This is a genomic window from uncultured Draconibacterium sp. (assembly GCF_913060805.1).
In the GTDB taxonomy this organism is placed as follows: domain Bacteria; phylum Bacteroidota; class Bacteroidia; order Bacteroidales; family Prolixibacteraceae; genus Draconibacterium.
Genome location: NZ_CAJXTC010000026.1, coordinates 59,245 through 78,580, shown reverse-complemented (window position 1 = coordinate 78,580; position 19,336 = coordinate 59,245). Strand labels below are relative to the sequence as shown.

The 19,336-nt window shown below is 41.6% G+C and carries 14 protein-coding genes; 3 read left to right on the top strand and 11 right to left on the bottom strand.

Annotation, left to right across the window (positions count from 1 at the left end; all coding sequences use genetic code 11):
- Positions 1 to 789 precede the first annotated feature (789 nt).
- From QZ576_RS15520 to accC, 3 genes are read right to left on the bottom strand one after another with little or no spacing between them, the layout of a single operon-like run.
- On the bottom strand, positions 790 to 2,325 hold the full coding sequence (locus tag QZ576_RS15520; protein ID WP_297098702.1) for an acyl-CoA carboxylase subunit beta: 1,536 nt from the start codon (positions 2,323 to 2,325) through the stop codon (positions 790 to 792).
- Between the two features lie 10 nt (positions 2,326 to 2,335).
- Positions 2,336 to 2,845, bottom strand: coding sequence for a biotin/lipoyl-containing protein (locus QZ576_RS15515; protein ID WP_297098701.1), 510 nt, complete (start codon positions 2,843 to 2,845; stop codon positions 2,336 to 2,338).
- Between the two features lie 9 nt (positions 2,846 to 2,854).
- A complete protein-coding gene (gene accC, locus QZ576_RS15510; protein WP_297098700.1) occupies positions 2,855 to 4,360 on the bottom strand; it encodes an acetyl-CoA carboxylase biotin carboxylase subunit in 1,506 nt (501 codons plus the stop codon).
- 419 nt (positions 4,361 to 4,779) lie between these two features.
- Here accC and QZ576_RS15505 point away from each other — a divergent pair, with 419 nt between their 5' ends.
- The 3 genes from QZ576_RS15505 (at position 4,780) to QZ576_RS15495 (ending at position 10,265) form a co-directional block, all read left to right on the top strand.
- Positions 4,780 to 7,188: a TonB-dependent receptor gene (locus QZ576_RS15505; RefSeq protein ID WP_297098699.1), complete on the top strand. Its 2,409-nt coding sequence runs from the start codon at positions 4,780 to 4,782 to the stop codon at positions 7,186 to 7,188.
- Positions 7,189 to 7,234: 46 nt separating this feature from the next.
- A complete protein-coding gene (locus QZ576_RS15500) occupies positions 7,235 to 8,572 on the top strand; it encodes an MATE family efflux transporter (RefSeq protein ID WP_297098698.1) in 1,338 nt (445 codons plus the stop codon).
- 649 nt (positions 8,573 to 9,221) lie between these two features.
- On the top strand, positions 9,222 to 10,265 hold the full coding sequence (locus QZ576_RS15495) for an alcohol dehydrogenase catalytic domain-containing protein (protein ID WP_297098697.1): 1,044 nt from the start codon (positions 9,222 to 9,224) through the stop codon (positions 10,263 to 10,265).
- 46 nt (positions 10,266 to 10,311) lie between these two features.
- Here QZ576_RS15495 and gnd read toward each other — a convergent pair whose 3' ends face one another.
- The 8 genes from gnd to QZ576_RS15455 all read right to left on the bottom strand — a co-directional run bounded on the left by gnd (position 10,312) and on the right by QZ576_RS15455 (position 19,304).
- Entirely contained in the window at positions 10,312 to 11,766 is a 1,455-nt protein-coding gene (gene gnd / locus QZ576_RS15490; protein WP_297098696.1) for a decarboxylating NADP(+)-dependent phosphogluconate dehydrogenase, read from the bottom strand.
- 11 nt (positions 11,767 to 11,777) lie between these two features.
- Positions 11,778 to 12,908 (bottom strand): 4-phosphoerythronate dehydrogenase PdxB, encoded by a 1,131-nt coding sequence (pdxB, locus tag QZ576_RS15485; protein ID WP_297098695.1) that lies wholly within the window; start codon positions 12,906 to 12,908, stop codon positions 11,778 to 11,780.
- 13 nt (positions 12,909 to 12,921) lie between these two features.
- Positions 12,922 to 13,935 carry a Gfo/Idh/MocA family oxidoreductase gene (locus QZ576_RS15480; protein ID WP_297098694.1) on the bottom strand — a complete coding sequence of 338 codons (1,014 nt, stop codon included), beginning with the start codon at positions 13,933 to 13,935 and terminating at the stop codon, positions 12,922 to 12,924.
- An 18-nt stretch (positions 13,936 to 13,953) separates the two neighbouring features.
- Positions 13,954 to 15,240 (bottom strand): lactate racemase domain-containing protein, encoded by a 1,287-nt coding sequence (locus QZ576_RS15475; protein ID WP_297098693.1) that lies wholly within the window; start codon positions 15,238 to 15,240, stop codon positions 13,954 to 13,956.
- A gap of 24 nt (positions 15,241 to 15,264) precedes the next feature.
- The gene (locus QZ576_RS15470; protein WP_297098692.1) at positions 15,265 to 16,338 is read right to left on the bottom strand and encodes a sugar kinase; all 1,074 of its coding nucleotides are present in this window, start codon (positions 16,336 to 16,338) and stop codon (positions 15,265 to 15,267) included.
- A gap of 84 nt (positions 16,339 to 16,422) precedes the next feature.
- The gene (locus QZ576_RS15465; RefSeq protein ID WP_297098691.1) at positions 16,423 to 17,274 is read right to left on the bottom strand and encodes an SDR family oxidoreductase; all 852 of its coding nucleotides are present in this window, start codon (positions 17,272 to 17,274) and stop codon (positions 16,423 to 16,425) included.
- Between the two features lie 5 nt (positions 17,275 to 17,279).
- A complete protein-coding gene (locus QZ576_RS15460) occupies positions 17,280 to 18,308 on the bottom strand; it encodes a LacI family DNA-binding transcriptional regulator (RefSeq protein WP_297098704.1) in 1,029 nt (342 codons plus the stop codon).
- A gap of 171 nt (positions 18,309 to 18,479) precedes the next feature.
- Positions 18,480 to 19,304: a 2-oxo acid dehydrogenase subunit E2 gene (locus QZ576_RS15455; protein ID WP_297098690.1), complete on the bottom strand. Its 825-nt coding sequence runs from the start codon at positions 19,302 to 19,304 to the stop codon at positions 18,480 to 18,482.
- Positions 19,305 to 19,336: the final 32 nt, after the last annotated feature.

Here is a 19,336-nt window from a genome sequence, read left to right as displayed (position 1 = left end):
CAGATAAAACGGGAGTACAAATGAAAACGGTTTCGTACTGATTCAACATAATCATCTAATTTTTAAATTATTAAATATAAATATCCAAAATTTTGGACGCGCAAAAATAGAAATAAATTGTTATTTATCAAACAGTTTGATGGTTTTTCGTGTGAAAATTGGTCTTGTTAACAGATTAACTAATCTTAAGCGCTCAAATGTAGTTGTTTTGCGGGAAATAGAATTGATTTTAAGATGTATACAGAGTAAAATATTCATGATTCCCAAATATCACCAACTGCAATGAAAGTAATGTCTGTTGACATCATTTCATAAGAATGGCCAGATTGCAAGGCGCACACAACGATTGTGCAATGAATAGCTTACTGATTGCGCCTATAAATTACCGCACACCAACCCCGGGTTTCACCCGAGGTTAGTCACATTTTATCACTTCGGGATACTAAACTGAATTACTATGTTAAGACGAGTTTATTGACCTGTAATGACGGAATTACAAGTTTTTAATGACGCTGGAAGCGTCGAATGTGAATAACCCGGTGCGTAGCGCCGGGATGAATAGATCAAAGGGAAATCGTCCGGCGAAGAAAGCAGATCGAAGCCAGATGGTTTTCCCGGACGAAACTCAAACGGCAATACACATAAAAATATGGGAACTTTCAGAATGAAAAAGAGATTGACTAAAAGTATCTAGTACTTCAATCAATCTCTTTTGAATATTGTGTTAGTTATCTATCCAGATTTAACTTCAATCTCAATCAATCTGAATTTCAATCTCCATCAATCTAATTAAAGCGGAATGTTTCCGTGTTTTTTAGGCGGATTCGATTTCCGTTTATTCTGTGTCATTTCAAGCGCATCGATAACCTTTTTACGGGTATCGCGCGGATGAATAATTTCGTCGATATACCCCAGCGAGGCTGCTTTGTACGGGTTCGCAAATTTATCGCGGTAATCCTGCACTTTGGCTGCTTTTTCATCATCAGTCATTTTTTCGCGATGAATGATGTTGATAGCACCTTCAGGTCCCATCACTGCAATCTCGGCTGTTGGATACGCCAGGTTTACATCGGCACCAATGTGCTTACTCGACATTACATCGTAAGCACCACCATATGCTTTACGGGTAATTACTGTAATTTTAGGAACAGTAGCTTCCGAAAATGCATAAAGCAATTTTGCTCCGTGTTTAATAATACCGCCAAATTCCTGTCCGGTTCCCGGCAAGAAACCCGGAACATCAACAAAAGTTACCAATGGCAGATTAAATGCATCGCAAAAGCGAACAAAACGTGCAGCTTTTACCGATGAGTTAATATCCAGCACTCCGGCTAAGTGGCCGGGCTGGTTGGCTACAACTCCCACCGGACGACCGCCAAAACGGGCAAATCCAACAATTATATTTTGTGCATAATTGGGTTGCACTTCCAGAAAATGTTTATTGTCGATCACATTCTGGATGATCTCGTGCATATCGTAAGGCTTGTTCGGATCGGCAGGAACAATTTCTTCCAATTCTTCGCTAACCCTGTCTGAAGGATCCATGGTAGTTTTTACCGGCGGATCTTCGAGGTTGTTAGATGGCAGGAAGCTCAGCAATTCGCGAACCATCATAATGGTTTGCTCCTCGTCGTTACCTGTAAAGTGAGCCACACCACTTTTCGAGCTGTGTGTATCGGCGCCACCCAGTTCTTCTTTGGTAACATCCTCATGAGTAACCGTTTTAATTACCTCAGGTCCGGTTACAAACATGTGACTTTTCTCTTTCACCATAAAAATAAAGTCGGTGAGGGCAGGAGAGTATACAGCACCACCGGCACACGGCCCCAAAATGGCCGAAATTTGTGGAATTACACCCGATGAAATTACGTTGTTGTAAAAAATATCGGCATAACCGGCAAGGCTTTCAACGCCTTCCTGAATACGTGCTCCACCCGAGTCGTTCAATCCAACAAGCGGAGCTCCCATTTTTAGCGCCAGTTCCTGAATTTTTACAATTTTATCGGCGTTGGCTCTACTCAGCGATCCACCAAATACAGTAAAATCCTGGGCAAAAACATATACCAATCTGCCGCTTACTTTTCCATACCCTGATATTAAACCGTCGCCCAAAACTTTTTTGGCTTCCATGCCAAAGTCGTAGTTTCGGTGGGTCATTAGTTTATCAATTTCGGTAAAAGTTCCCGGATCGAGTAATTGTAGAATTCGCTCGCGGGCTGTCATTTTTCCTGCGGCATGTTGCTTTTCAATTCTTTCTTCACCTCCACCGAGTTCGGCTTGTGCGTTAAATGCATCAAGCTGTTCGTATTTTGCTTTTAAATCCATTTTTTTTCTTTTAGTCCAATTCAATTAATACCTGGTTACTGTCGACAGTTTGCTGATCTTTTACATGTACTTTTTTTATGGTGCCATCTTTTGGAGCTTTGTATTCGCTCTCCATTTTCATGGCCGAAATGATAACTATAGTGTCACCTTCCTGAACAACATCACCTTCTTCAACCAACACTTTAACGACTTTGCCCGGCATAGGCGAAGTGATTTTATTGTCGCCCGATCCTGTTCCGTTCGCATTGCGGTTTTGCAGGTAACGTGCCTCAGCATCAATTACTTCTACATCGTAACGTTCGTATAAAGTGTAAGCGGTATATTTTTTGGGCGTTTCATCCGGAACCAGTTCGATGTCGTACGAGTGGCCACCTTCAAGAATTGAAAATGTGCCATCGGCCGTGTGCATCAAATCTACATTATATGTTTTTCCGTCAACTTCAACTTCCAGAATATTGCCATCTTGTTTCAACAGGTTAACCCATGCTTTCCTGTCGCCAATTTTAATTTCAACAGCCATAATTTTCGTTTAAAAATGATTTACGTAAGGAATTTTTTTCCAGCGGCTTTGCGCAGGCACAAACTCTTTGGTTACTGAGGCATTGCTTCCCAGTTTATCGAGGTAATCAATAAATGCAGCAATAATAACCATGTCTTCCGGGTTGTCTTTCATTCCGTTCGATAGCAGTTGTTCCTGGTTTTTCTCAATAAAATGTGTGTCGTAATTTCCGGCAATGAAGTTTTCGTTGTTCATTACACGTTCCAACATTTTAATTGATGTTTTTACACCGGTAATTTTGTATTCGTAAAGTGCCCGTCGCATACGCGCAATGGCCTCGTCGCGTGTTTTTCCCCAAACAATCAGTTTCGAGATCATCGGGTCGTAGTAAATCGGAATTTCATAACCTTCATACACATAACCATCAGTACGAACACCCAGCCCCAGCGGAGAAGATATTTTGTAAACTTTTCCGGCACTTGGCATAAAGTTATTGTCCGGGTCTTCGGCATAAATACGGCATTCTATGGCGTGACCTCTTTGTCTTAGGTCTTCTTGTGCAAATTCCAGCTCGCGTCCTTCAGCAACATAAATCTGTTGTTTTACCAGGTCGATTCCGGTAACACGTTCGGTAATCGGGTGTTCCACCTGCAAACGTGTATTCATTTCAAGGAAATAGTAATTCAGGTCGTTATCCACCAAAAATTCGATGGTTCCGGCACCTACATAATTTACGGCTTTTGCAGCGTCAACGGCCGCTTTTCCCATCTCGTCGCGCAATTCCTGTGTCATTAACGGCGAAGGAGTTTCCTCGATCATTTTCTGGTGACGACGCTGAACCGAACATTCACGCTCGAAAAGGTGAACGGTATTTCCGTGCTGGTCGGCCAGAATTTGAAACTCGATGTGGTGTGGCGAAGTAATGTATTTCTCAATGTAAACGGCATCGTCGCCAAAAGCCGATTTCGCTTCGGAACGGGCTGCACGAACTGCAGAAACTACCTCCGATTCGTTTTTCACCAGGCGCATTCCTTTTCCGCCACCACCGGCCGATGCTTTTATCATTACCGGAAGGCCAATGGTTTTAATAACCTCCAGCGCTTCTTGTTCCGACTTTATCTCTCCGTCCGTGCCGGGAACTACGGGAATTCCGGCGGCGGTCATAGCTTCGCGTGCCTGAATCTTATCACCCATCTGAACAATAACCTCAGGCGACGGACCAATAAACACGATTCCCTCTTCGGTACAGCGACGGGCAAAATCGGCATTTTCCGATAAAAACCCATAGCCGGGATGAATTGCATCAGCGCCACTCTTTTTGGCAACTTCTATAATTTTGTCAACGTTCAGGTAGCTTTCGCTCGATGGTGCTTTACCTACACAATAAGCCTCGTGGGCATAACGCACATGAAGCGAAGTCCTGTCTGCTTCCGAGTAAATGGCAACTGATTCAAGATCAAGCTCCCTGCAGGTTCGCATTACGCGAATCGCAATTTCGCCTCGGTTTGCGATTAGAATCTTTTTGATTTTCTTCATACAACTTTGAAATCAATATAAGTTTAAGTCATCTTAATTTCTGCAAATAATAACTCTGTTTTGCAGAAAATGTTTAGTCACAAAATTTTTACCATGGAAGTTACCTGTTGCACAATACCTTTAGCTTGCTTAATTGTTAATAAATCTAAAAAACTGTTTTATGTTAGCTTTTCGGGGAGACGAAATTTGAATTCCAAAAGCAATGGTTCTAAAATTATATTTTTTATGATAAGCGATAGTTTTTTGAGAAATATGTTTATTTTTGAACATTAGAAGTTTAAAAAGTTGACATTATTCCAAACCCTGAATTCCTTATATTCAATGTTGGTTTATTCGTAACACACAGGTTTTGAGTTCTTAAAGGCGGAGGAATAGAGCACGGTGATAAAAACATTTGAGCTAACTAATTAACCACGTGGATGAACATACTTTTGTTGCATAATCTTAAAAAAATATTTCTGACCTCCATATTCGGTATGTTGGGCACGTTGTTATTTGCCCAAAATGCTGCATTGAAGGGATTTGTAACAGATGGTACATCCGGAACTCCAATTAAGTATGCAACTGTAATTGTTGAACCTCAGGCTGACTCCACTAAAATATATGGCGACATAACAAGCGAAAACGGACTGTTTCAAATCAGTGATCTTCCGTACGGAGATTATGAGTTGAAAATAAGTTTTGTGGGTTATGATATGTATCACGTTGAAAAAATGGAGCTTGCAAATCCTGAGCTCGATTTGGGCCAGATTGATTTAGCTGTTGATCAAAAAACATTGGATGAAATAACTGTACAATCAAAAAGTTCAGGCGTTAAATACGAAGTTGACCGAAAAGTAATTGAAGCGCGGAATTTTCCGGGGGCAGATAAGGCTATTGATTTAATGGAAAATATTCCATCGTTGGAACTGGATGTTGACGGGCGTTTAACCTACCGTGGCGACGGAACATTTTTGGTATATATAAATGGCCGCCCCGAGTTGAATGGCGAAGAAAAGTTGCGCCAGATACCAGCGAATAAAATTCAATACATCGAAGTTATTACTAATCCATCATCGAAATATGATGCGGAAGGTACTGCAGGAATTATCCAGGTAATATTAAAGCGTAATCGTTTGGAAGGTATTGAAGTGAGTACTAGTTTGAATCTCTCAACGCTCGGATCTTCGGAGTTTATCTTTTCAGTGGATCAGAAAGGAGAGAAGGGCGGTTGGTACTTAAACGGACAGCTTGATGATTATGTGTCGCGAATTCAGTGGCAGCAAGGAAATCAGACGGTTACCAACGATAACACCCATTACCAAACGCTTTGGGATGTTAAATCGAAAGACCGCGAAAATAACAGTTACATGGAGCTGGGTTTTAATTACGATTTAACCGATAAGGATTATCTCGATTTTAAATTGAGTGCCGATCCGATTCGCCGGTCGAATATTACCAATGAAGACGGAACGTACACCGAAAACTTATTTGTAGATGATAACCTGGTGAATTATGGTGATTATACATACGATAGCCGCTATCATTTGTACTACCGTTACCTGAGTGCTGTGGCAAGCTACGAACACGCTTTTAGTAAAGATCGATCGAATTTGCTGTCGGCATATATCAGTACTTCTACCTATTTGCAACCGTTGGAAGAGCAAAAGAGTGATGAACTGATTTTCAGTGATCATTCAGAAAAATATGGCTACCGCACAAAAGAGCATAACGAGTTACTTGTTGATGCCAATGTTTCGTACGAAAACAAATTGACGGATAAAAGCCGCTTGGAAGCCGGGTTGGAAGTAAACCTCGATCATATTCCGAAGGTGGAAACTGAAAGCGGCTCCATTAATGAACACAATATTCTCCACGTTTTTGTAAACGAGAAGGAAAACGAAGAAATAGATTTTAAACAGGATGTGTACGCCGGTTTTGTAACGTTTAAAAGCAGTTTCGGAAAGTTGGATTACCAGTTGGGAATGCGGGGCGAGTACACGCACCGCGAATCGAACTACAGTTACAATCTGGTTGGGGATGCAGAGCTCATAAATGTTCCGGCAACAACCGAATTCTGGGATTGGTTTCCAACAGTGCATTTTGTTTATAATATATCGGACGAAAACCAATTTACCTTAAGTTACTCACGCCGGATTAACCGCCCCGATTATTGGGAGCTGATTCCGTTAAGAAGGTATGAAACACCGTATATTTCGTTTACCGGAAACGAAAACTTAATGCCGTCGTATGTAAATGCTTACGAGCTGGGTTACCTGAAATCGTGGGATGATAATTTTGTTTCGGGAGAAGTTTTTGCCCGTCAGACAACCGACTTGGCCCGGAATTACTACCGCACCGGAGAGGGCAACTCCATTGAGTGGACACGTGAAAATGTTGGCGAGTCGCTAAGCCTTGGTGTTGAATTTATGTTGGGCTACCAACTTTTTAAATGGTGGAACACCAACCTGTCGACAAGTACCTATTTATACAAATTAACCACAAACATGGATGGCAAATCGGATACGCAGGAAATATTCCGTGGCAGTATTCGCTCCAATAATAATTTCAAAATCTCGAAAACGCTCAGTTTGCGTTACCAGTTTGTTTATCAAAGCAAAGGTATCAATGCCCAAATGGAACGAGACGGCTATGCTTACTTGAACCTTGTTTTGCGTAAATCATTCTTTAGCAGAAAGCTGACAACCGAAGTTTCGTGGGCAAATATCTTTAACAGCATGAAGTATCAGACCCGAACTACCGGGGATAATCTGTATGTTGAAACTGATTTTGAAAGAAAGCCATATGCCTCGTTTAAAGTTTCATACGTTTTTAATAAGCGAAAATAGTTATGTTTTTACAACATTGATGAACGCGAAGTTGTAGATTTGCGGAATGAAATTTCAAGATTATATTCCATTTTACAGGCGTAATCTAACTCTGGCACTTCCGATTGTTTTATCGCAAATCGGCCAGGTTACCGTATCGCTTGCCGACAACATGATGGTTGGTCACGTTGGAACAACTGAGCTTGCTGCAGCATCGTTTGCCAACAGTGTATTCATGATCGGGATGGTTTTTGGTATGGGCGTAACCATGGGACTTACGCCTTTGGTTGGAAAAGCTTTCGGACAAAACCAATTGCAAAAAGCCATTATATGGTTGAAAAATGGAATGGCAGCGCATCTTACAGCGTCGGTAGCTTTAACGGCGCTCATGTTCAGTATTTATTTCTTTCTCCCATACATGGGCCAGCCCGAAAATGTGTTGCAACTGGCGCGGCCGTATTACCTTTTGCTTTGTAGTTCTTATTTACCTTTTATGTTCTTTTTCACCTTAAAACAGTTTTTCGAAGGAATAGGAAATACAAAGATTGCGATGCAAATTACGCTTACCGCCAACGTTATTAATATAGCAGTAAACTATGTATTTATATTCGGTAAGTTCGGGTTTCCGGAAATGGGGCTTATGGGAGCCGGAATCGGAACGCTTGTCTCGCGGATATGCATGCCTTTGTTGTTCGCTTATTTTATTCTTCGGAATAATCGGTTTAAACGATATTTTGTTTTTGCCCGCTACCAAAAGATCTTTAAAAAAGATATTCAGGCTCTGTTGAAAATTGGTATTCCTATTGGGTTTCAATTAATTGTTGAAGTTGCTGCTTTTGCGATTGGAGCTGTAATGATGGGCTGGCTGGGCGAAACTCCGCTTGCGGCACACCAGGTAGCGCTCGGATTGGCCACAACTACCTATATGATTTCGTTGGGTATTTCGCAGGCCAATACAATTCGCGTAAGTCATCAAATGGGAGAGAGGGATTACGTATCGTTACGACGCGCTGTTTTTGCATCTACGCATCTCGTTCTTGTGGTTATGTCGTTATCCGCACTCACATTTATTTTGGCCCGACACATACTTCCTTTAATGTTTACCACCGATGAAAACGTTATTGAAGTTGCAGCCAGTTTATTGATCATTGCTGCCGTATTCCAGCTCTTCGATGGTTTGCAGGTTATTATGCAAAGTTCGTTACGCGGAATGGCCGATGTAACCACCCCAATGCTAATTGCATTTATTGCTTATTTGCTAATTGGTATTCCAACCAGCTATGTTTTTACGTTTGTTTTAAATGTAGGACCTCAGGGAATATGGTATGGTTATTTGGTTGGTTTGGGAACCGCAGGAATATTGTTCTATTTCCGTTTTATGCGTCTGCTGAAACGTTTGTCCTGATTCAATTTTTGCCAAAAAAAAGCGGGTTATCTTTTGCTGATAACCCGATTGTTCATAGTCTAGTTTAGTTAGATCAGAAAACTTATTGGTCTAATAGAGAAAAGGTAGTTCTAATAAGTATCTAAATCGTTTTATTCATATAAGGCTCCGCTAATATAGTATAAAAATGATTTAAATCTTAAGTATTTTTTAAAATTAATTAATGTTTGTTAAAATGATGTTGTTAATAAGACTTATGGCGTTGATTGTCAGTGTTTGTGATATTGACAATATGTTTTAGAATAGTTTTGGTATTTTTTGAAAAAATTGGCGATTTATTCGAAAAATGCAAAAAATGTGAATCTGATGATAAAAATCATGTTCTTTTAGTTGGGTAAAGCAGCACTTCAAACTGTAGCATTTTGTATTATTTCTAGTAAATTTTAATGTTCTGAAAGGAAATTTGTAAGCTCATTTTTCAATGATTTTACTCGAAAAACCTCAATGAATTTCCGTAACGTGTTAGAACTTGCACATCAAAATCTTAATATTCTAAAATCAACTAAAGTTATGTGCTCATTTATTTGGCACGAATTGTTCCAGATCGTATTTTTACTAAAAGCGGCTACAAAGCCGGTGTTCGAATTGCAAATAGCTAATTCTTTTAAAAATGAAAGCAGTAGTATTAACCGGTATCCGGCAGATGAAGTTAACCGAGGCAGCTGAGCCTGTGTTGACGAGCGATACGAATGTTAAGATAAAAATCTCAACTGTTGGAGTTTGTGGATCCGACATTCATTATTATTCGGAAGGAAAGATCGGCTCGCAGGTAGTTGAATACCCGTTTAAGGTGGGGCACGAGTGCTCGGGCGTAATTGTTGAAGCCGGAAAAGACGTAAGCAATGTAAAGGTTGGCGACCTGGTGGTTGTTGATCCGTCGGTGCATTGCGGTACTTGCGATCAGTGTTTGGCCGGGCGTCCACACACCTGCCGAAACAACAAGTTTTTAGGTTGCCCCGGACAAATTGAAGGATGTTTGTCGGAGTACATTGTTATGCCATCGTTTACCTGCTACCCGGTTACCGATAAATTGAATGCCAGACAAGCAGCGTTGATCGAACCACTTTCGATTGGTGTTTATGCGGTGAAGTTGGCTCAAATTCTGAAAAAGGAAACTACGGTTGGAATTTTTGGTGCCGGTCCGATTGGTTTAAGTATCCTGCTGAAACTTTTAGCCGATGATGTAACCAAAGTTGGAATGATTGAGCCGCTTGATTATCGTTTGGAAAAAGCTGCGGAAATTGGTGCTTCGTGGTTGATCAATCCTACAATTGACAATGTAGAAGCTGCTGTACAAAAACATGAAGAACTATTGCTTGATGTGGCTTTTGAAGCCAGTGGAGAACAAGAGGCAGTAAATAATGCTATAAAAATTCTGAAACCCGGAGGAAAATTGGTGTTGGTTGGCATTCCGCCGGATGCGCAATATGTTTTCGATATGGATTTAATGCGCCGAAAAGAGTTGACAGTAATTAATGTACGCCGGCAAAATCATTGTGTTGAAGAAGCCATCGATCTTGTAATTTCCGGAGCGGTACAAGTTTCAAAAATGGTTACGCACGAATTTACACTGGAAGAAACGCCCGTGGCTTTCGATGTTGTTGAAGGCTACAAATTCGGGGCAATAAAAGCGATGATAAATTTCGAAGAATAAAAAAAGGAAGCGTTTGCTTCCTTTTTCTTTTATCTCATTAAAACTTTTAAGCGTTGTAAGTTGACGATGCTGTGTCGCCACCACGGCCTGTCCAGTTGGTGTGGAAGAATTCGCCACGTGGTTTGTCAACTCTTTCATAGGTGTGCGCTCCAAAATAGTCGCGTTGTGCCTGAAGTAAGTTGGCAGGTAAACGTTCGCTGCGGAATCCATCAAAGTAACAAAGTGCCGATGTTAATGCCGGCACCGGAATTCCGTTAGCCAATGCAGTTGCACAAACACGGCGCCAGCCTGCCTGAGCTTCTTCAACTTTTTGCTTAAAGAAAGGATCGAGCAGTAAGTTTGGCAATTCCGGGTTGCTATCAAATGCTTTCTTAATATCGTTAAGGAAAACCGAGCGGATGATACATCCACCACGCCACATCAAAGCAATTCCACCATAATTAAGGTTCCATCCATTTTCGCTGGCGGCTTCCATCATCAGGTTATAACCTTGTGCGTACGAAATAATTTTTGCACCTAACAATGCACTTTCAATATCGTCGATAAACTGTTGTTTGTCGCCATTAAATTCCGGTTTCGGACCTTCAATAACTTTTGAGGCCTGAACACGCAAATCTTTCTGAGCCGATAAACATCTTGCGAAAACCGACTCGCCTATCAATGTTAACGGAATACCCAGATCGAGTGCTGAAATGCCCGTCCATTTTCCGGTTCCTTTTTGTCCGGCTGTGTCAAGGATCATTTCTACTGTTTCCTCGCCATTCTCATCTTTGTAACCTAGAATATCGCGTGTAATTTCAATCAGGTAACTATCTAAAATACCTTCGTTCCATTTTTTGAAAACTTCGTGCATTTCATCGTTGCTCATTCCCAGCAATTCTTTCATCAGCTGGTAAGCTTCGGTGATAATTTGCATGTCGCCGTATTCAATTCCGTTGTGCACCATTTTTACAAAATGTCCGGCACCGCCTTCGCCAACCCAGTCGCAGCAAGGTTCGCCACTTTCAACTTTTGCCGAAACGGCCTGGAAAATCTCTTTTACGTGTTGCCATGCAGCCGGCGATCCTCCCGGCATAATTGAAGGACCTTTTAATGCGCCTTCTTCACCACCTGAAACTCCGGTTCCGATGTAAAGCAAACCTTTGCTTTCAACATATTTTGTACGACGAATGGTATCAGGGAAATGTGAATTACCGCCATCGATAATAATATCACCCGGCTCAAGGTGGGGGATAACCATATCGATAAAGTCATCAACTGGTTGTCCTGCTTTTACCAGCATCATTACTTTACGAGGCTTTTCCAGCGAGGCACAAAAATCTTCAATTGAGTGTGCTCCAATAAAGTTTTTACCGGCTCCTCTGCCATTTACAAATTTGTCAACTTTCTCTACAGTACGGTTGTATACGGCCACTGTGTAGCCTTTGCTTTCCATGTTTAGCACCAGGTTTTCGCCCATTACGGCTAACCCGATCAAACCAATATCTGCTAATTTTTTCATGCTATTGCGTATTATTTGTTTTTTATTTGAAATCCTAATTCTTCCAGTTTTTTCAATGTTTTTGTTTCAATATTTATGGCTTCGATGGTGTAAGTATTAAACTCCCGACGAACAGGATAATCACCTCTTAGTTGTTCAAATTTGAGTGGCGAATCCCGAAGGTCGTCATCATCGTTTTCAATATCGTAAGTACTCAAAATAGCTTCTGCCAGAATCGAATATTCACGGCGTTGGTTGCCATCAATTTTTATTGTTGTAGTTGCAGGTAGTTCAACATCTGTTGGTGCCCAATTGTTGATTCCCAACCCAAAAAATCTGCTGATGGCCTGCACACTCATTTTTGTTCCGTTGGCTTTCCCGTCTTTTGAATAACCAGCGATGTGTGGTGTGCCATATTCGCAAAGGTTTAAAAGATCGAGGTTTATCTCCGGTTCATTCTCCCAGCAATCGGCAATAAAACCTTTTATATCGTCCGCTTCAATAGCATTATAAATAGCTTCTGAATCACACACCTCGCCACGACACGAATTTATTATCAGTGGATTTTTTTTGAGGTTTTGCAGAAAGTCTTCATTCACCATGTGAAAAGTAGCATCTTGGCCGGTCATGTTTAACGGAACATGAAAGGTAATGATATCGGCCTCATTTTGAATAGTTTCTAACGATACAAATTCATTGCTTCCTTCTGCTCTTTCTCGTGGAGGGTCGTTCAACAGAACGTTCATTCCGAGAATTTGACAGGTTTTTGCAATACGTTTTCCAACATTTCCCACACCAACAATTCCTATCGTTAATCCTGTAAGATCGGTTCTTTTTCGCATTGCCCATGAGCACAACGCAGAAGAAATGTATTGATTTACGCTTTCTGCATTACAACCAGGAGCATTTGTCCATTCAATTCCTGCTTCCTTGCAATAATCTGTGTCAATGTGGTCAAATCCGATAGTGGCAGTGGCTATATATTTTACTTTCGAACCGCGAAGCAATTTCTCATTGCAAATGGTTCTTGTTCGTGTAATAATTGCATCAGCATCTTTTACAACCTCTTGTGTGGTTTCACTTCCGGGGAGGTACACAACCTCTGCAAAAGGTTCAAGTGCACCTTTTATATATGGAATCTTATTGTCAATTATAATCTTCATTGTTCTAATGTGCCTACTGTGGTTCCGAATAATAATCTTTAACCATCTCATCAAGTACCCAACCGGTGCGGGCTGCCGATTCACCGGTGCTCACACATTTTCCATTTCCCAGTAATTCATTTACGACCTGTTCAACGAGGTTTTGCGAGATGTGCTGTGGATTATTAAAACTCAGCTTTTCAGTTCCTTTTTGGTTTTTTAAAATTACGTCGCCATGCGTAAAACAAGGCAAACAAATTTCGCCTTTTTCTCCGACAATTTGAATATAATCTTCAACCGATTTTTCATCAACAATAAAACACCAGCTACCGGTTCCAACAACTCCCGATTCGTGTTTCCAAACTCCTGTTACAGTATCTTCAGCAGGGTAGAGACCGGCCTGGTTTACAGCCTGTCCTTTTACTTCGGTAATTTTCCCAAAAACAAAGTCAAGGTAATCCAGTTGATGTGAGGCCAAATCGAAAAAATATCCGCCACCGGCAATCTCCGGGAAAACATGCCAGTGCATTTCTTCCGGGTTTTGATTGGCTTCGGGAGCTTGTTTATAGAGTTTTATATTCACCATTAAAGGTTTGCCAATACTGCCATTCTCAATCAGTTCTTTTACTTTTAAAAACGCAGGCAAAGTTCGCCGGTAATAGGCCACCCAAAGTGGCGTTTTAGTTTCCTTAGCAACTTTAAGCATCTCTAAACACTCTGCATAATTGCGCGCCATTGGTTTTTCAACGTAAACCGGTTTCCCTGCTTTTAGTGCTTCAATGGCGTACGAAGCATGTGTGTCGGGAGGAGTGGCAATATATACTGCATCTACATCAGGATCATAGATCAATTCTGATCCATCGTTGTACCATTTTGGCACATTATGGCGGCGGGCATAATCTTCAGCTTTTTCGGCATTTCGGCGCATAACTGCAACCAGTTTTGAGTTTTCGACTTTATAAAAAGCCGGACCACTTTTAACTTCAGTTACATTTCCTACACCGATTATTCCCCAGTTAATGCTTTTTTGTTTGCTTGAATTATTCAATTTTGCTGACTGTTTTTATTAATAATCAAAGCGTTCGCGGTAGGCCCACAACCCAATTGCCGGATTTGAAATATAAAATACTTCTTCACTGTCGGGCATGATATTGAAACCGTCTTTAAGTTTCTCCGGATTATATTTTGCTGTTACTTCGTCGTAATCACCATAGTTAAATCCAACACTTTCAATTTCCTCTTGTGTTACATTTTCTTTGCCTTTTCCCGGGCAGTAAGTGATGTTGAAACGCCCTTCGGAAGAACCATGAATAAGATGAGCTGCTGCTCCCAGGTTATTTTGCAGGTCTTCGTTTTCTTGAACCAGTTTTAAGGTGTGAGGCGTTCCAAAGTAGCCGTATCTGCGTATCAGTGCATCAATTTGTGGGTCTTCGCCAAATTCTTTTAACGCAGGAGCCAAAACGATCAATTCCGCTCCATCTGCCAAAGCCATGCGTGTGCGGTAAATACTTTTATTGCCCAGCCAGGTACTTTTAAATTCGGTAGGATCGAGCCAAACCACTGCCTTTTTGATTGGTTTTTCCACCATTTCAAAATTCACTTCCAGCGAAAGTTTTGCCGCTTTATCAAAAACCTCAAAGTCGTCGCCGATAAACAGACCGTACGTTTGCAGTTTGCCATCTTTGTTTAATCCAACAACCGTTTGCACATAAACGATAGGTAGGTGATTTGAAAAGTTCTCAGAGGCATAATTAAAAACCTTGCGAACAGGAGTGTCGGCGCGTCCCATCATTCGCTCCATTCCGTATGCTGCACCAATGTAATGGCTTTTGTTAATGCCCTCGGCACCACCGGTTCCCACAAATATATTTTTATTGTAATTGGCCATTCCAACCACTTCGTGCGGAACAACCTGGCCAATCGATAAAATCAGATCGAAATTGCCTTCTACCAAAATTTTATTCACCTGTGCCGGCCACGAATAATCAACAGCACCCTCCGAAACTTCTTTGACAAATTCAGCAGGAACAGTACCCAGTGTAATTACATCGTTTCTCCAGTCGTGTTCTCTAATCAGCTCGGTTGGCATTTTGCCAAACATGTGACTGATTTGCTCCATGGTCATTGGCGTATGTGTTCCCAGCGCAGGAAGTACATCGATTAACCTTTTACCAAAATACTCCCAGGTAAATTCGGTAAGCTCACCTGCACGCGAGGGAAGACGCGTGTAATCCGGCGGAATAGCCAATACCTTTTGTTTGGCTCCCATTTTTTCGAAGGCAGCGAAAAGACCATTTCTCAGATCTTCAGCATTGAGTGCAGTTTCGGTAGATCCTTTTTCGAAATATATCATTTTGATCTGTTTTAAATTTAATGTTTAGCGTTTAACGCGTGCATTACCGCCCCAAACACTCCAAACCTGTTCTTCGTCGGCAGGTTGAGCGTAGTCGGTTAAAAAGGTTGTAGCCAAAGCTCCGGTTGCCCAGCCAAACTGTGGCCATTTTTCAGGTTCCCAGTCTTTTAAAATTCCGTATAACATTCCGCCAACAAATCCATCGCCACCGCCAATGCGGTCGAGTACGCGAATGGTTCGTGGTTCAACCACATGCCAGTTATCACCTTCCAACATAATAGCTCCCCAAAGGTGTTCGTTTACGCTAATAACTTCGCGCAAGGTGGTTGCAAAAACTGAAGCGTTAGGAAAAGTTTCTTTTACGCGAGTGATTAGTCCTTTGAAACCGTCGATTTTGGCATTCAATCCTTCGCCTCCCGCAGGTGGTCCCTCAATTCCAAAACACAGCTGGAAGTCTTCCTCGTTACCAATAAGAATATCCGAAACCGATGCAATCTCAGTAAAGTCTTTCCGAAGTTGTTCTTCTCTGCCTTTCCAAAATGAAGCCCGGTGATTCAGGTCAAATGAAATCTTGGTACCGTGTTTTTTTGCAGCTCTTGCAACTTCCAGACAAAACTGGGTGGTTTCAGGTGACAAAGCACCGATCAATCCTGACAAGTGTACGATTTGCACACCTTCTTCGCCAAAAATCCGCTCCAGATCGAAGTCTTTTACATTTAATGTACGGCCAACTTCACCTGCACGATCGTTAAACACGCGTGGCCCGCGGCTGCCATAGCCACTGTCGGCAATATTTATCTGGTGGCGGTATCCCCAAGGATTTCCTTGCTCAACTTCCGGACCTTCATAATCCATGTGGCGAGCTTTTAAATTGCTCTGTATAAATTTGGCTATCGGACTGTCTTTTACAAATGTTGTTAAAACCTTTACCGGCAAACCGAGGTACGATGCGATACTTGCAACATTGGTCTCGGCACTGGTAGCGTAAAGTGTAAATTTATCGCTCGAGTGCACCGGTTGCCCGTTTTCAGGAGTAATGCGAGTTCCCATACTTGTTGGAACCAGCATGGCATATTTACAATTTTGTTTCAGTTTCATATCTATTGATTTTTCTATGCTACAATAAGTTGTATTGGTTGAGAATTGGTTTCTTGTTGTAAACCTTACCTGACGATTAACTTGTTAAACGCCGCCAAAGGCACTGTATCCGCCGTCAACAGGAATGACAATTCCGGTTATAAAATTCGAAACGTCAGAAATAAGGAAAAGCGTTGCGCCCTGCAGATCTTCAGGTTCTCCAAATTTTCCCATCGGTGTATTGTCAACAATCTTTTGTCCGCGAGGGGAGTAGTTGCCTGTTTTTTCATCCATCACCAAAAAACGGTTTTGGTGCGTGATGAAGAATCCCGGAGCAATTGCATTTACCCGGATACCAACTTTGGCAAGATGAACAGATAACCATTCCGTGAAATTATTTATCGAAGCTTTAGCTGCCGAATACGCCGGAATTTTCGTCAATGGTTTGTAAGAATTCATTGACGAAACATTAAGCACAACGCCTTTTTTATTCGTTAGCATATCGCGTGTAAAAACCATTGTAGGCAACAAAGTCCCTTTAAAATTCAGGGCAAAAACCTTATCGAAACCTTCCATTTGCAAACCATAGAAAGTATCCTCAAGATTGTCCATGTTGTCTTCGGTCATGGTTTCCACTTTTGTTGTTGCCTGTGGACTGTTTCCGCCGGCGCCATTGATCAAAATATCAATTGACCCGAGTCGTTTGTTGATCTCGGCTTTGGCAAATTCAAGCGATTCTTTATCGAGCACATTGGCTGCAACACCAATTACTTCAGCACCCGATTCTGCCGCAATCTCTGCCGCAACTTTATCGGCCACTTCTTTATTAATGTCAGCGATGGCGATTTTGGTTCCAACCGATGCGATAGCTTTTACCATGGCGGTGCCCAAAACTCCCGCACCACCTGTAATTACGCATACTTTGTCTTTTAAATCGTTAAATGATAGTGCTTGCATAATGTCTATTTAAATTCTTTGTAATAATCAACGTTCTCTTTGGTAACGATATCGATAGGAGTGTAACGTTCTTCCTGAATTTCCCTTTTTTGTACGATACTCCGGAACAGTTTGTTCACCGAGTTGTAGCCTTGCTCTTCGGGGCGCTGGCAGATAAGGAATTGAACCAGATCTTCTTTCAGGTATTTAATGTTTTCCTTGGTAAGGTCGTGCCCGATTACTTTCAAATTTTTAATTTTTCGTTTTTTGAGCAAGCGACCCACGTAAAACACTTTTGAGTTGGTAACCAAGATTCCCTTAATGTTCTTCTCCTTAATATTTTGCTCCACTGTTTTCATCCATTCATCCGAATTGGTATCCGGAATTTCGATGGTGAACAGTTCGTGGTTGTTATCCTTTTTTTGCTTAAACCAATCGTGGATTCCCATTTCGCGCTGTACGAGGTGGTTCTGGTTATCCATTTCTTTTGCAAAATGAATAACAAGAATGTTTCCGTCGGGCAACATCAGGTCGAGCAATTTGCCTGACACCAGTCCACTTTGATAAGAATTCTGGCCGATGTAGCTGAGCTGTCCAACAGCTTTAATGTTCGAATCGATAAAAACAAAAGGAATTTCCAGTTCTTTTAATTCTTCGATAAAAGCCGTGGCCTCTTTTTTGAAAAAGGGGGCCAGCACAACGCCGTCGGGTTTTATGGCGAGTACTTTATTGGCCTCTTCAACAAAACTTTTTGAATCGGCCTGGTTAAATGTAAACGACTCAATTTGCAAGCCGTATTGCGGCAACTCCGAAATACGTTTTTTTACACCTTTAATTGGTTTTGTCCAGTAGCCTTCTCCCGCAGGAGGTTGGGGGAGAAGCGTAGCAAACGTGGCCGACTTTTTTGAGGCAAGCGTACTTGCCAAAATATTGGGTTGGTATTTTAATTCTTTTACAATTTCGAGAATCTTCTTTTTGGTTGCCGGTGCAACCTCTCCACGGTTGTGCAAAACCCTGTCGACAGTGCCAATTGAGACCTTTGCTCTTTCGGCAATATCCTTAATACGTATTTGTTTATTTAGTTCGATAGCGCTTCTAATTTTAAGATTAAAAATGGAAGGTTTAGTTACTCGCTTTCAAAACTAAACAAAAATATTAGCATTTCCGTGTTCGTACACGGAAAAAATTCCAAAAATGCTCAGCAACATTTTGGAGCAGGATTTTCCTTAAAATTTAGCCTTTGTTTCGTCGGGCTTTTCTTCCAGTAAATGTGGATTTTTCAATAGGTATTTGATGTGTCGGAACAAGCGTCCGCCGTGCGATCCGTCAACAACACGGTGGTCGAGTGTGGCCGACAATAACATGATTCGGCGCGGAACAATTTCTCCGTTTACAACCGCTGGTTTGTTCTGAACGGTTCCCAAAATCATTACAAGCGACACATTCGACGATGGTAGCAACGAACCATAACCGGTATCGAGTCCAACGGTGCCGATGTTCGAAACCACGTACGATCCAAAACTGTTTGAGTCGAGTCCGATTCCCGGTAACGAAATTCCCCAATCGATGGTCAATACACGATACAAACGGAATAACCATTTACGGAAAGGCCATGGTACGCGAGCCAACATATTTTTAGATTGCATTTCGTCGCGTTCGTTTCCTTTTCGCGACTCACGGATATGTTCGGCTATTTCGTCTGTTACTTCCTGAATGGTGCGCTGATCGGCATTTTCAACTTTTACCGAGCCCATTTCTCCTCCGGCCAGCAAAACACTAACTACACCATCAACCTGTTTGCGCTGGGCAATTTTCGAGCCCTTTACAAAGGTGTTCAGTTCAGGCACTTCATTTCTTATTGCCCTTCCAATAATTAGTGTGATGATATAAGTAAGTGTGGTTTTTAAGCCTTCTTTTCTCTTTTGCGCGATGTACTTTTCAATATCGGTAACATCTAACTCTACCATCCCATAAATTTTGGAATCGGTAGGTTTTTTGTAAATGGTCGACGCTACTTTGCGCCAATCTGAATTATAGTCAATTTGCTCCATATAACGATTTTACGTATCAATCGTTTCCTGTA